A 12,409-nucleotide genomic window follows, 5' to 3' on the forward strand; every position below is an offset into this window, starting at 1 on the left:
CGGATTGGACACGATGCGTTCGACCGCACGCTGGACCTCACGCAGGTACTCCTCGGCCTGATCGTCATCCCACCGCTCAGAGCTGTAATCCCAGATCTGTTCTAGGTCGGCACGTGCGGCTGGCGAAAGCACGTACCGGCTCACCGGTGGCGAGGTTCCTCGGCTCGCTTACGAGCAACGAACTCGTCGAAGTCGAACGGCGTCGAGTCACCACTTTGTTCGCCAGCAATGAGGGCCTGTCTCAAAGCCCGCAGGCGGATCTCACGATCCTCAAGCAACCGCAGGGCAGACCGCACAACGTCGCTGGCCGAGCCGTAACGGCCAGATGCAACCTCATCCTCGATGAACGCGCTGAAATGCTCATCAAGGCTGAACGACGTATTCCTACCCACATCCACGAGGGTACCAATTCTTGGTATCGGCAGCTAGCTCCGCGCTTGCTCATGATGTTCCGCCGCGTGCTGCGATCACCTACACCTGGTTGCGCCAACGGTGCGGTCGTCGTTGGCATCGCCCGCGACACCGACCTGGGGCCCGGCTACGAGTCCATCCTCGACGGCTTGTCTGTCGCCTTCGACCGACTGGTAACTGGGCCTCCGGAGTCGATGCAGTCGCAGGCACCTGGCCAGCTCCGTGATGGCACGCGCGGCCGGTGGGCGCGGGTACGGTTCAGGCATGCCCCTGCGCTACGTCGATCCCCACAAGAAACGCGGGCTTGGCTACTGGGCCGCTGGGAGTTTTGGACGCTCACGAGCGGGGCAATGGTTCACCCGCCAGGTCTCGGTGCGTCTTGACCCGTGGCTCTATCGAGCAACGAGCGGGCGCCTCACGACCTCGATGGGCATCGTTGTCAACGCCCCGCTGGTGACGAACGGCGCCAAGTCGGGTCAGCCCCGAGAGGTACAGCTCACCTATTTCCACGACGGCCCCGATCCGATCCTCATCGCCTCGAACTTCGGCGGAGAAAAGCACCCGGGGTGGTATTACAATCTCAAAGCGAACCCCGAATGCCGTTTCGGCGGTGAGGATTTTCGTGCGAGCGAAGTGACCGACTCGGCCGAACACGCACGCCTCTACGCGCTGGCCCAGCAGGTCTACGCCGGGTACGGCGATTACTTGGCCAAGACCGCGTCTTACGGACGCCGCATTCCCCTCTTCCGCCTAAGGGCTGCCCTGTAGCTCCCGCTTCCTGGGCCATTCGACGCTGACAAGATGCGCGAAGCCCGCATGTCCTTGGGTATCAACCAAGTCGAGTTGGCAAGTCGCATCGGTATTGATCCGAGTGTCGTCAATTCCTGGGAAAAACGGGGCGGCAACCCCCGCCAAAACCCATTTCCAACAGGGGAAACGGCGCAAAACGCCTATCTGAGCAGCCCTACCTTGTTTAACAACGAAGTGCGCTTTGTCAATCTTCGTTGCATCTCGACAACAACAACTACTACTACTACTACTACAACTTGTAGATTCTCAAAGTCCGTTTCATATCGCGGGTCTTCCTACCTGCGTCTTTTCTGTTTGTCTCACTTCGTTTCATCCGGGCTTGTCTCATTTTGCGTTTCATTTCCTAGCCGCTCATGTAACGGTGGTCGGGCTACTACTCTTCCGGTCCAGCGAGAATCGCCGCGTAGTCGCGGCCACCGTAGAAGATGCCGACAATCACCAACACCTGGTCGAAGACGGCGAAGGCGACGATCACTCGGCGACGAAAGCCGATCGTCCGCAAACCTGGCCTAATGTCGTCACGGGCTTTCCCTCGGTGCGGGAAGAGGGCCAACTAGCGGTCGGCGGCTTCAGGTGAGCCTGCTACGGCGATGTAGCGGTATAGACCGACGAGTTGTTCTTCGGCTTCCGGAGCGAAGACGACTTCAGGACTCACTCTTCGCCGGAGTGCTCTGCGGCGAGACGCTCCTGTACCGCCCTCGCCGAGACTGTGCGACCCGGGTCTGCGGCCACAGCGTCGTAGGCCGCGGCGACTTCGGTCCGCAGCCACGCTTCGACCGCCCGGTCGCGCGCGAAAAGCGCCCGCAGGCCCTCCCTGACCGCCTCGCTCTCGCTGGCGTACTCGCCTCGAGAAACCCGCTCACGTAACGCGTCTGCCATGTCGTTCGGCAGTGTGATGCTGAGTTGGCGAGTCGTCCGCATGACCGCGCCCTTTCCGTGGATAGGATTTAATCCTATCGAACAATCTCCTCTGGGGAGGCGAACAGAACGCACGCACGCACGCCTACAATCGGCCTACTTGGCCCGGGTGTCGGGGACCCAGATTTGGAGGGGGCGCAGTCCCTGTTCGCGCAGTCGAACTCGGTGTTTGGCCACTCACTTCCCCACGTCGCGGTTAGGCATCAACTTAATGCGCCTGGGCTGTTCCTCGCGTGGGGGGTTCCAGCGGCGAAGGCGACTGCCTCGAAAGGAACTCTTGGCAAGGGCGTGGGCAAAGCCGCGATCAAGGCAGTTGAAGCGGCGTTTCCCCACTCGGGTTTCCACGACACGTTGCTGCGTCTTGCGAAGGATTACGGAGGATCTACGCTCGTCGGGGGTGCCAAGGTGACGATGGGAATCGTGAAGTGGTGATCGCACTCTAATGATCCCGGGCAGTCCCATGGCTGCGAAGGACATATCCGCGCCGGACGACGACGGCCAATCCTGCCGCTTGCGCGCTGGCTGCACCGGTAGCCGAAACCCGGGGGTGTTACCTGCGCCCTTCTTTCGGTTGACTCACTCCGTTTCATCTGGGGTTCGTTTCACTGCGAAGCACTTATTGGCCTGTTGGCACCCAGTTGCCGTGGAACCCTGCCGGCACGCGGTTCGGCAGTTTGACGGTGGCCACGTCTTGAAGAGTCTGGGCATCGAGGATGGCCAACTCGCTGCGGTCGGTGGCTTGGTCGTAGACGTAGCCCATTAGGACACCGTCGTCTTCGGCCGCGTCGACAGTGCGGGGCTGAAAGACGAACTCGCCCAGGATTTTCCCGGTACCAAACGAGCGGGCGGTGGTCCCGTCGCCGCCGAAGTCGTGCTTGATCAACGTGTCGGTGCCGTCGAAGTCGTCAGTGACGGCGGCCGCGTAACCGTAGCGATGCCGCCTGCCGACGAGTCGCTCGTCGACGCGGGGGAACTCCTGGCCGCGGTCGTCGATCCGGGATTCGCGGACCTTGCGGTCGGCGAGATCGACGATCCATCGGTCCAGTGTGGGCCGTCCCTCGTTCGGGCCCAGTCGCTCGGTGTCGAACATCTTCGGGTGCCGAACCACGTCCAGCACGATGGTGTCGCCCTCGTCATAAGCGTTCATCGGATGGAAGACGTAGCACGGTTCGACGTCGAACCACCGCACGTCGGCGTCGCCGCCGTCGCGGGGCATGACGCCGACGCGGGCCGGATAGGTTGGGTTCCACTTGTAGAAAAACCTCCGGTCGTGATCCTTCGGCTTGGACTGGCGCGCCATGATCGTGTCCGGGATCTTGACCCGTCCGATCAAGGCCGACAGCATCAGCCGCGCCGGAAGTCGCATCGCCCTGGGCACCGCAATCTCGGCCGCCAATGCCGCGTCGAAGGTGACCGGCAGGTCGTAGATGATCACGTGGTTCTTCGTCAGTGAGAAGTCGTGCATCATCGGGCTCCCGCTCACGGTGATGTCGACGGTCCGGCGCGCGCGGCCGTCGACGCCGATCACCGAGTACTGCACGGTGTTTCCGCGCTCCATGCCATAGGTCACCGCGTGCAGTTCTCCGGTGTCCGGGTCGCGCTTCGGGTGGGCGCTGAAGCCGCCGGGGAGCGTTCCCTGGAAGTCGCAGACCCCGACGGTGTCGAGTTCGTCGGTCAGCTCGTATTGGGCCACACCGGCTTCGATCAGGGCCAGGGTGGAGCCGGCGTGGCCGATGACGTTGGTGTTGGCGCTGAGGGTGGAGATTTTGAAATGACCGTTGGGCGCTGGCTCACCGAGCGCCCTGCAGGTTTGCGGCCCCCGCACCCAGCGGTTGCGATACCACTCGGCCTTGCCATCGTGCAGGCGCAGCCCGTGCACCATTCCGTCGCCCACGAACCAGTGGTAGAGCTCGGGGTCGATGTCGCCGATCGGGTTCGGGCCGTTGCGCAGGTAGCGCCCGTCGAGAAAGTCCGGGATACGACCGACCACGTCGAGATCGGTGACCGTGTACTCCTCGGCCAGGGGGGCGTACCAGCCCTCCAGATAGCGATTAGGCATCAGCCGGCCTCTCTCGTATAACAGTGTTATAGGAGACCTGTATAACACCGTTATGGCAGGATGGCAAGGTGCGCACGCAACGTGAGAAGTTGGTCGAGGCGGCGGTCGAACTACTCGAGCGCGACGGCGTGCAGGCGCTGAGCGCACGTAACCTCGCCGCAAAGCTGGGCACCTCGACGATGGCGGTCTATACCCACTTCGGCAGCATGGCCGGGCTACTGGACGCGGTGGGTGACGCGGCGCTGTCGCGATTCGCCGAAAGCCTGGCACATTGTCCGCCGACCGATGATCCGGTCGCCGACTTCCTGGTGATGAGTCTGGCCTATCACCGGTTCGCGTTATCGAATCCGCAACGTTACCAATTGATTTTCGGCACCGAGACACCGCAGCCGATACTTGCGGTCCGCCCCGACGTGACGGTCAGCGGTAGACCCACCGACCGACCCGAGTGGGCCGTCTCATTCAAGGGATTGCACGCTGTCGTGCGCCGCATGATCGCTGCGGGCCGGATTCGAGACGAAGGCAGCCTGGCCATGGCGGCCCGGCTATGGACGCTATGTCACGGGGCGGTCACCCTGGAGATGGCCGGCTTCTTTGGAAACGAGGGCCACGGGCTCGCCCAGATCATGCTCCCACTCCTAGTCGACACGCTGGTCGGGGTCGGCGACGAGCGCGACAGGACGGCGGCGTCCTTGGCCACGGCGATCGAATTGTTTTCCAGCACCGCCCTGGCCGCGGGACGCGCGGCGGTTCGCTCGGGACGAGGAATGATGTAACCGCAAGGGGCGTGCTGAGGGTCTTGCAACGTTTAGGCGCCTCCCCTGGCTGGACCGAAACACGCTGGGCCATAACGCCTTACGCAGATCACCTGGAAGGTTCTCCTCCGCCGATCGACTATCGTCGAAGACGACTGCTGTCTTGCAACGGTCTGCTACCGGACGCAGCATGGGAGCAACTTTCGGGAGACGTTGGCTTCGGAGCCGGCCGCGGGTTGCGGTTGAGATTGGTTCGTTCCTGGCTTTTCGAACGCTTAACCACACTTCCGGCCGAACAGTCGCCGTGGTCGATCGCTTCGGCTGGTTTCCAGAACAGACTCTCTACGATGTCGCTCTGGATGCCCGCCGAACTAATCGTTTCCCTTGATGAGTACGCGCAGACGTTCCTGAGGGATAAAGGAATTCACGGAGAGCCCGTCCAGTGGCGACCATCGTGGCGTCCGGCGTCTGACCGAGACATGTTCGGCCTGGTTCCAGGGTTGGATGTCGAGTCATTACACCGTTGGATCGGCGCCTGTAAGCCCCGAACCTTCGCGGAGCTCGGTCACAAATTTGGGATTGCAGCGGATGTTGCTCGCGCGGTGCTTGACGAATCGCCAGTCGGGTCCTCGTGGTTCGGTCCGACAATTGGATTCCCCACGTCCCCAACAAGAATGCAGGTTCTAACGCGTCGGGAGTTCGACCTTCTTTACAACTCCCGAAGATGGGGTCTTTCCAGGGTTGCGGCACACACCGGCTTAAGTCGACGTGCGGTGACAAAACTGGCCGTTGTCTACGGCATTCAATTAAGGCCGCCTGGTCGGCCAGCAAGGCTCGTGCGCTAGCCCGTTGCGTCGTGGGGGCCTTTTCCGTGCGTTTTGCACAATCGCGGCGTTGCGCTCGTATAGCTGTACGACCTGTGCGGGCGGCGGCGCAGTGTTGCATAGCTGAAGGCGTGTGGCGTCCCTCGACGGTTCGGGCGGTGCTGATGTCCCATGCGGCTGATGCGTTGGCGTTGGCCGCCCGCTCAAACTGACCGCGTCACCCCGGTGGTCCCTGCCCCTCGGCGCCCTCGGCTGTGATCATGGCGGCATGCCTGAGTCGTGTGAGTCCCTGCCTGCGCCTGGTCCTACGCGCTGACTACGGTGGATGTATGTCAGAACAGAGCGCGGCGGTGATCCCGTCGCATCCGCCCGAGCCGATGATGCGGGTGATGAATTCGGTGTTGCGGCGGCTGTTGGGAACCCCGCTGGGCAGGCCGCTGACGGACTTCATGGTGCTGAACTTCGCCGGGCGCAAGTCGGGGCGTCGGTTCTCGATTCCGGTGAGCGCACATGTCGTCGACGGGACGCTGTACGCGCTGGCGAACGCGGGGTGGAAGTTGAACTTCCGTGGTGGCGCGCCCGCGCAGGTGGTCCGCGGCGGAAAGGCGACCGCCATGCGCGGCGAGTTGATTGAGGACCCCGACGTTATCGCGGATCTGTGCCACCGTACAGCGACGGGCTACGGGGCGAGCAAGGCACAGCGGAACATGGGGCTGAAATTCCGGGACGCCGGCGTGCCGTCAGTGCAGGAGTTCCGGCAGGCGGTCGATGACAACAAGCTGGTGGCAATCCGTTTCACGACGGCCTAGCCGTCACAGAAGACGATCAACTCTGGTAACGACCTCGATGGGTGACCCCATTGCACTGAGCGTCTCCCGTTGCGGCGGTTGCGACGTCGCCCCCGTTGCACGGGGTGTCTCTAACGTCTCGGGCTATGACAACAGCGTTGGAGATCTCGCCGGCTGACCGGCCTATCACGTCGTGGCAGGCTCGGCTTGCTTCCCTGACGTCGTGGCAGGCTCGGCTTGCTTCCCTGATCGGGCGGGGCTGGCGGCACTCGCGGATAGCCGGGTCATCCTCACGGCAGGCGATGGCGTACCACCGCGTTCGCAAGGTGCTCGATGCGCAGGCGGGCCAGCTGGATCGGGCCGGGGCGGATCTGTTGGTGGCTGCGCTTGCCGAGGTTCAGCGGTGACCCGGATCGGTTTGCGCCGGTTCGCGGTGGCCCCGGTGGTGTTGTGGTCGCAGGACGCTCAACGGCACCGCCGTCAGCATTGGCTGCACGTCGAGCTAGACCAGCGGTTCGACTTGGCGGCCGAGGTCGACGCGATCGTGTCGCCCCTGGCGGTCGAGGTGGCGGCGCTGCGCGCGGTCTGGTCGAGGATGTGTGCGACGGGGTGCGCCGGGTGCTGTCGGTGGTGACGGGGATGTTGGCGGAGTCGAAGGTCGACGTTGGTGCGCGTTCGCGGGCGGTGTCGGCGGTCGCGGATCTGGCGCCACGCGGGTGGACATTCGGGATGAGAATCGGACACGCAACGCGCGAACGTACAGCTATAACTACTAACTACTAAAAAATGTAGGTTCTCGATTTCGATGTCATTTCGCGCCCTTTTGAGCTGCGATTCTGTCGCTTGTCTCAGATCGTGTCCTCGCCAATTTGTCTCATGAACGATGTCATTTCCTACCAGACCCCCAAGGCGAGATGGGGATTCCTCCTCGGCGCACGGTGTTGCGCAGCCGCCTGCAGGGTTTGATTTGTCACGTGACGCCACTCCGTCACTCGGGCGACTCGGTCACTCGGGCCAAATCATCGGGGTACGCGCGAATGCCGTCATCACTCCTGTTTTGTAATTACTCCGAGTTCCGTTCTAGCGCAAGGCATGTAGATATCAGCGTCAAAGATCCAATACGCGCCGCAGTCCCCGATCGACTTCGTCCATGATGTTGGCCGGTACGTTGCCGATGCGATCCGACAGGTCTGTCTTGTTGAGTGTGATGAGTGCCGTGACATTGACAACTGAATCGCGCGAGAGTCCCGTTGCTACGGCGGGTAGAAACACGTTGCCCGGCATCGCCGCCAAGGCTGTGTTCGAGGTGATCACCGCAGTAAGCACGGTTGCAAGTCGGCTGGCGTTGTACGGGTCGGATTGGATCACCAGCACTGGCCGGCTCTTGGCTGGCCTGCTGCCGGACGGCGCTCCCAGATCTGCCCAGTAAAGCTCAGCTCGGCTGATCACCACTCGTCGTCCGCTGCGTCCAAAACGCGATGTCCGATGGCTACGGCGGCGGCCTCCGCTTCATCAGTGCCGTCAAGGCGCTCAAGGGCGCTGTCGATCTGGACGGTCAGGGATTGGGCGTCCAACTCGTCTAAGTAGCGCTGCGCAGCTCGGGCGAAAAACTCCGACCGGCTCATGCCGAGTTCCGAGGCGGTCCGGGATACCCGATCGAACGTCTCGTTAGAGACAGATATAGCTGTCTTCATGACCCGAGTATAACTCGGTATAACCCAGGAAGCATGCGGTTCGGCATCCACGCCGGCATCCCCAGCATCATGACCATCAACTGCCGTACGGATCCGAGCGCCTGACGACGGAACTCACTCCAAGTCACGTCATAGCGGTGCGCGAGTATCTCCAGCCAGGAGTCGATCGCTTCACCGGCGATCGGTTCCGGTCGTAAGGGAAGGGTTCGTATCGCCACTGCGCCGCCGGACTACGACCTGGCCAGCGTTGTTGGTCTGTGGGGTGGGGCCATCACAGCAGCAGGGACGGCTTTCAGAAGACTGCGGCGGCCTCCCAGGCAGCAGCAGCGCCGGTTCGTCTCAACTCGTTGTCCTATTGGACAACGGGTGGACATTCGGGATGAGAATCGGACACGCAACGTGAGAACCTACAACACCACCACTACTGCCTCGCCATATTCGTAAACCGCGACAGGTGCAGCTGATGCGCCACGGTGATCGTCTTGGTCGGGCCGTTGCGGTGCTTAGCCAAGATCAGATCAGCCTCGCCGCCCCGCGGATCGTCACGCTCGAAGGCGTCGGGCCGGTGCAGCAGTATCACCATGTCGGCGTCCTGCTCGATAGCGCCGGATTCACGGAGATCGGCCAGCATCGGCTTCTTATCGGTGCGCTGCTCGGGGCCACGGTTCAGCTGGCTCATCGCCACCACCGGTACATCGAGTTCCTTGGCCAAAAGCTTGAGCTGCCTTGAGAACTCGGAAACTTCCTGCTGGCGGGACTCGACCTTCTTGCCGGAGGTCATCAGCTGCAGGTAGTCGATGACCACCAGCCGCAGATCGGACTTCTGCTTGAGCCGGCGGGCTTTGGCGCGAATCTCCATCATGGTCAGGTTCGGCGAGTCGTCGATGTAGAGCGGGGCCTCGCTGATCTCGCTCATTCGCCGGGCTAGCCGGGTCCAGTCGTCATCACTCATCCGGCCGGACCGCATATCGGCGAGCTTGATTTTTGCCTCCGCCGACAGCAGGCGCATGACGATCTCGGTCTTACTCATCTCCAGTGAGAACACGACGCTGGAGAGCCGGTTCTTGATGGAGCAGGACCGCAGGAAGTCCAGTCCGAGAGTTGAGTTGTGCGTTGGGATCATCGCCCACCCGGCGAGATACAGGTGGTCGTCGTTGTCGACCTCGACACACCGGACGGGCACGCTGGAGATCTGCCGGACATCGATGATGCCGAATTCGCGCTGCGGTGTGCCTCCCGCACCAACAAGTTGACGGGCGCCGACGGCCGATACAACATCGGCGCCGACCCTGAGTTCTGCGGTGACGACGATGCCACGCAGCGTCGGCCACTGGTGCTCCGCGTCGGCGACGATCACCGACCCATCGGAGAACTCGACTTCGTAGCAGGGCCTACCCACCATGACGTCTGTTGCCGCAACGACCCGCGTCGCCTTGCCGTCCGCACAGATCAGGAAGTCCCCCACAGCGACCTCGCCCATGGTGGTCCAACCGTCCGGCGTGGGGAGCGGGGTGTCCAACGCCAAGGCCTTCCCCATACCCGGCCGGGCCGCCACCACGATCATCTGCCCGGGATGCAGACCGTTGGTGACGTCGTCGAGTTCAGTGAATCCCGTGGGCACACCGCGCGCAATGCCGCCCTGGGAGGCAATCGCGTCGATCTCGTCCATCGTCGGCTGCAGCAGCTCCTCCAGCGCCACAAAGTCTTCGGCTGTGCGCCGCTCGGTGACGTCGTAGATCTCGGCCTGGGCGCGGTCGACGATCTCGTTGACGTCGGCCCCCTCCGCACCGGCGTAGCCGTACTGCACCACCCGGGTGCCGGCCTCCACCAGGCGCCGCAGCAGCGCCTTCTCGGCGACGATGCCGGCGTAGTAGCCCGCGTTGGCCGCGGTGGGCACCGTCGAAATCAGGGTGTGCAGATACGGCGCGCCGCCGACCCGACGCAGCAGTCCGCGGCGGTCCAGTTCGGCGGCCACGGTGACGGCGTCGGCGGGTTCGCCGCGGCCGTAGAGGTCCAGGATCGCGTCGTAGACGTTCTGGTGGGCGGGCCGGTAGAAGTCCCCGGGGCGCAGCCGTTCCAACACGTCGGCGATGGCGTCCTTACTGAGCAACATGCCGCCGAGTACCGACTGCTCGGCGGCGAGGTCCTGCGGTGGCTGCCGGCCGAAATCCTCGGCGGGCGGAGATGAGGGAACCCCCTGCTGTCCAAGGTCATCGACGACGGCCATCGGGGCTTCCGCACCTCCTTCTCTGCACTGCCGGGGACTCGAACGGAAGTTCGACCGGCCACGGTTCACGCTAGGTTGCGGCACCGACAACAACGGATCCCGACACTGCCGAACACCCGCGCCCAGGGGAACGTTAGAGGTTGCTGGAGGCACCGCAAACCGGGCCTGTTCACCAACCTGTTAGCGGCTTGTGGATACCTGCGTACAACGGTGTTGGCAGGTTGGGGACAACTTGTGGATCACTATGAATTTGTCACGCATCTGTCCACGTAAACCGCAGAGTAATGGCCCTATGGGGTTGTGGATGAGAAGTGCTTCGGCGTGTCGGTTTAAGTTGCCGCCTCGGGCGTGTTGCATATCTGTTGCATAAGCAAAGGGTTAACGGCATGTGTCGTTAACTGTGCTCAGCGGTATGCGGCGTGTTCGCCAGCGGTAACGAAAAACCCCGGGGCGGCCCGAGGGGGCCACACCGGGGTTCTCGTTGAGTCGTCGGCTAGACGGTATGGAGGCTGACTCGGGGCCGAAGGCCTCGGGCTGCAATCGGACGTGGGTTGCCGGTCGCGGGTGAACACTCGCTGCGGTAGAGCCACAGTTGCAGACAGGAGGCCTCCGGTGAGTTTCAACGGTACGAGTGTCGGTTTGGACGTGCACGCGCTTTCAGTGGTCGCGCATGCCGTTGATGAGGAAACGGGCCGGGTTGAGCGGGCCCGATTGTGCCCGGATCACGGTGAGGTCCTGAGTTGGCTGCGCCGGCTGCGCGGGCCAGTGCGGGTGGCCTACGAGGCTGGTCCGACGGGGTTCGGTTTGGCGCGTGCTTTGGCCGAAGCGGAGATCGAGTGCACGGTGGCCGCGCCGTCGAAGTTGATTCGCCCGTCCGGGGATCGGGTCAAGACCGATGCCCGTGATGCCGCCCATCTGACCCGGCAGCTGCGCCTGGGTTAGATCACCCCGGTTACGGTGCCCGAACGCGAAGTCGAGGCGACCCGTGATCTGGTGCGTGCCCGGGAGGATGCCCGAGCGGATTTGATGCGGGTGCGCCACCGGCTCTCGAAACTGTTGTTGCGCCAGGGCCGGGTCTATTCGGGTGGGCAAGCCTGGACCGGGGTGCACGAAACGTGGCTGCGCCGTCAACGCTTCGACGACGTCCACACCACCGCGGCCTTCGACCATCACTTCGACGCGGTTCTGAACGCCACCGCAGCCCGGGATCGCCTCGATGAGCAGATCATCGCCGTGGCTGCCTCGCCGCGGTGGACTGACATCGTGGACCGACTCGGGTGCTTACGCGGTGTCTCGGCGCTGACCGGATTGGGGTTGGCCGTGGCGATCGGTGACTGGACGCGGTTCACCGGAGCCTCGATCGGCGCCTACGTCGGGTTGGTTCCCACCGAGTACTCCTCGGGGGCGTCGCGAGTGCAGGGCTCGATCACCAAGGCTGGCAACGCCCACGTGCGCAGACTGCTGGTCGAGTCGGCCTGGCATCACCGAGCGCCCTACCGCAATCCCGGGCCTACGATGCGGGCCCGTTGGGCCAAGGTCGATCCTGCCCTCAAGGCCCGCGGGCACGCCGGAAACCACCGGCTGCATCAGCAGTGGTGCCGATTCAACGAACGCAAGAAACCTCACGTCGTGGCCAACGTTGCGATCGCCCGGGAGCTGGCCGGCTGGTGCTGGTCACTGGCCACTCTGCAGTAGCCGGCGGACCCCAATGACTTGATCGGACTCAGCTCGGTGACGGCGAGGTAGGCGAACTGGACCTGCGTTAGAGCTTTGAGCAACAACGATATTCACCGAATATCCGCGTGACGCCCGTCCCTAGAGAGCAGCCACCGTTCGCGCCGAACCATCGTCTTGCGGTAACCAACCCGCGTATATCAGTCTGACACCACCGTCGTTGACCAACGACCGCCACGACCCAGGCTG

Annotated in this window: 13 protein-coding genes and 2 pseudogenes; 7 read left to right on the forward strand and 8 right to left on the reverse strand. The window is 63.2% G+C overall.

All coding sequences use genetic code 11. From position 1 onward, the window contains the following. Both ADBZ5N_RS12780 and ADBZ5N_RS12785 read right to left on the reverse strand, forming a co-directional pair. Positions 1-144: type II toxin-antitoxin system RelE/ParE family toxin (locus tag ADBZ5N_RS12780; protein WP_526257873.1), on the reverse strand; the 144-nt coding region annotated here is incomplete at its 3' end. Continuing rightward, a complete protein-coding gene (locus ADBZ5N_RS12785; protein WP_526257855.1) occupies positions 141-392 on the reverse strand; it encodes a type II toxin-antitoxin system ParD family antitoxin in 252 nt (83 codons plus the stop codon). The genes ADBZ5N_RS12785 and ADBZ5N_RS12780, both read right to left, overlap by 4 nt. A 283-nt stretch (positions 393-675) precedes the next feature. Here ADBZ5N_RS12785 and ADBZ5N_RS12790 point away from each other — a divergent pair, with 283 nt between their 5' ends. Together ADBZ5N_RS12790 and ADBZ5N_RS12795 are read left to right on the forward strand one after the other, a co-directional pair. Then, a complete protein-coding gene (locus ADBZ5N_RS12790; RefSeq protein ID WP_526257856.1) occupies positions 676-1,179 on the forward strand; it encodes a nitroreductase/quinone reductase family protein in 504 nt (167 codons plus the stop codon). 33 nt (positions 1,180-1,212) lie between these two features. After that, positions 1,213-1,311: pseudogene (locus ADBZ5N_RS12795) on the forward strand (helix-turn-helix domain-containing protein); the annotation flags it as partial. Positions 1,312-1,872: 561 nt separating this feature from the next. Here ADBZ5N_RS12795 and ADBZ5N_RS12800 read toward each other — a convergent pair. The 3 genes from ADBZ5N_RS12800 to ADBZ5N_RS12810 all read right to left on the reverse strand — a co-directional run bounded on the left by ADBZ5N_RS12800 (position 1,873) and on the right by ADBZ5N_RS12810 (position 4,198). After that, positions 1,873-2,142, reverse strand: a complete 270-nt coding sequence (locus ADBZ5N_RS12800; protein ID WP_526257857.1) for a ribbon-helix-helix domain-containing protein — start codon at positions 2,140-2,142, stop codon at positions 1,873-1,875. A 93-nt stretch (positions 2,143-2,235) separates the two neighbouring features. Continuing rightward, entirely contained in the window at positions 2,236-2,316 is an 81-nt protein-coding gene (locus ADBZ5N_RS12805) for an antitoxin MazE-like protein (RefSeq protein WP_526257875.1), read from the reverse strand. A 439-nt stretch (positions 2,317-2,755) separates the two neighbouring features. Then, the gene (locus tag ADBZ5N_RS12810) at positions 2,756-4,198 is read right to left on the reverse strand and encodes a carotenoid oxygenase family protein (protein ID WP_526257858.1); all 1,443 of its coding nucleotides are present in this window, start codon (positions 4,196-4,198) and stop codon (positions 2,756-2,758) included. A gap of 68 nt (positions 4,199-4,266) precedes the next feature. Between ADBZ5N_RS12810 and ADBZ5N_RS12815 the strand changes: the two genes are divergently transcribed. The 4 genes from ADBZ5N_RS12815 (at position 4,267) to ADBZ5N_RS12830 (ending at position 7,199) form a co-directional block, all read left to right on the forward strand. Further along, entirely contained in the window at positions 4,267-4,974 is a 708-nt protein-coding gene (locus ADBZ5N_RS12815; RefSeq protein ID WP_526257859.1) for a TetR/AcrR family transcriptional regulator, read from the forward strand. A 1,132-nt stretch (positions 4,975-6,106) separates the two neighbouring features. Next, entirely contained in the window at positions 6,107-6,586 is a 480-nt protein-coding gene (locus ADBZ5N_RS12820) for a hypothetical protein (protein ID WP_526257860.1), read from the forward strand. A 125-nt stretch (positions 6,587-6,711) separates the two neighbouring features. After that, entirely contained in the window at positions 6,712-6,972 is a 261-nt protein-coding gene (locus ADBZ5N_RS12825) for a hypothetical protein (RefSeq protein WP_526257862.1), read from the forward strand. Continuing rightward, a complete protein-coding gene (locus tag ADBZ5N_RS12830) occupies positions 6,969-7,199 on the forward strand; it encodes a hypothetical protein (protein ID WP_526257864.1) in 231 nt (76 codons plus the stop codon). The genes ADBZ5N_RS12825 and ADBZ5N_RS12830 overlap by 4 nt, the downstream gene beginning before the upstream one ends. 473 nt (positions 7,200-7,672) lie before the next feature. Here the strand turns inward: ADBZ5N_RS12830 and ADBZ5N_RS12835 are convergent, their stop codons facing one another. The 3 genes from ADBZ5N_RS12835 to dnaB form a co-directional block, all read right to left on the reverse strand. Then, positions 7,673-8,017 carry a type II toxin-antitoxin system PemK/MazF family toxin gene (locus ADBZ5N_RS12835; protein WP_526257866.1) on the reverse strand — a complete coding sequence of 115 codons (345 nt, stop codon included), beginning with the start codon at positions 8,015-8,017 and terminating at the stop codon, positions 7,673-7,675. Continuing rightward, the gene (locus ADBZ5N_RS12840; RefSeq protein WP_526257868.1) at positions 8,011-8,259 is read right to left on the reverse strand and encodes a ribbon-helix-helix protein, CopG family; all 249 of its coding nucleotides are present in this window, start codon (positions 8,257-8,259) and stop codon (positions 8,011-8,013) included. The genes ADBZ5N_RS12835 and ADBZ5N_RS12840 overlap by 7 nt, the downstream gene beginning before the upstream one ends. Positions 8,260-8,680: 421 nt before the next feature. Beyond that, a complete protein-coding gene (gene dnaB, locus ADBZ5N_RS12845; protein WP_526257870.1) occupies positions 8,681-10,486 on the reverse strand; it encodes a replicative DNA helicase in 1,806 nt (601 codons plus the stop codon). A 612-nt stretch (positions 10,487-11,098) separates the two neighbouring features. Between dnaB and ADBZ5N_RS12850 the strand changes: the two are divergent. Beyond that, a pseudogene (locus tag ADBZ5N_RS12850) lies at positions 11,099-12,181 on the forward strand (IS110 family RNA-guided transposase). Positions 12,182-12,409 lie beyond the last annotated feature (228 nt).

This window comes from Mycobacterium sp. (assembly GCF_044370595.1).
In the GTDB taxonomy this organism is placed as follows: domain Bacteria; phylum Actinomycetota; class Actinomycetes; order Mycobacteriales; family Mycobacteriaceae; genus Mycobacterium.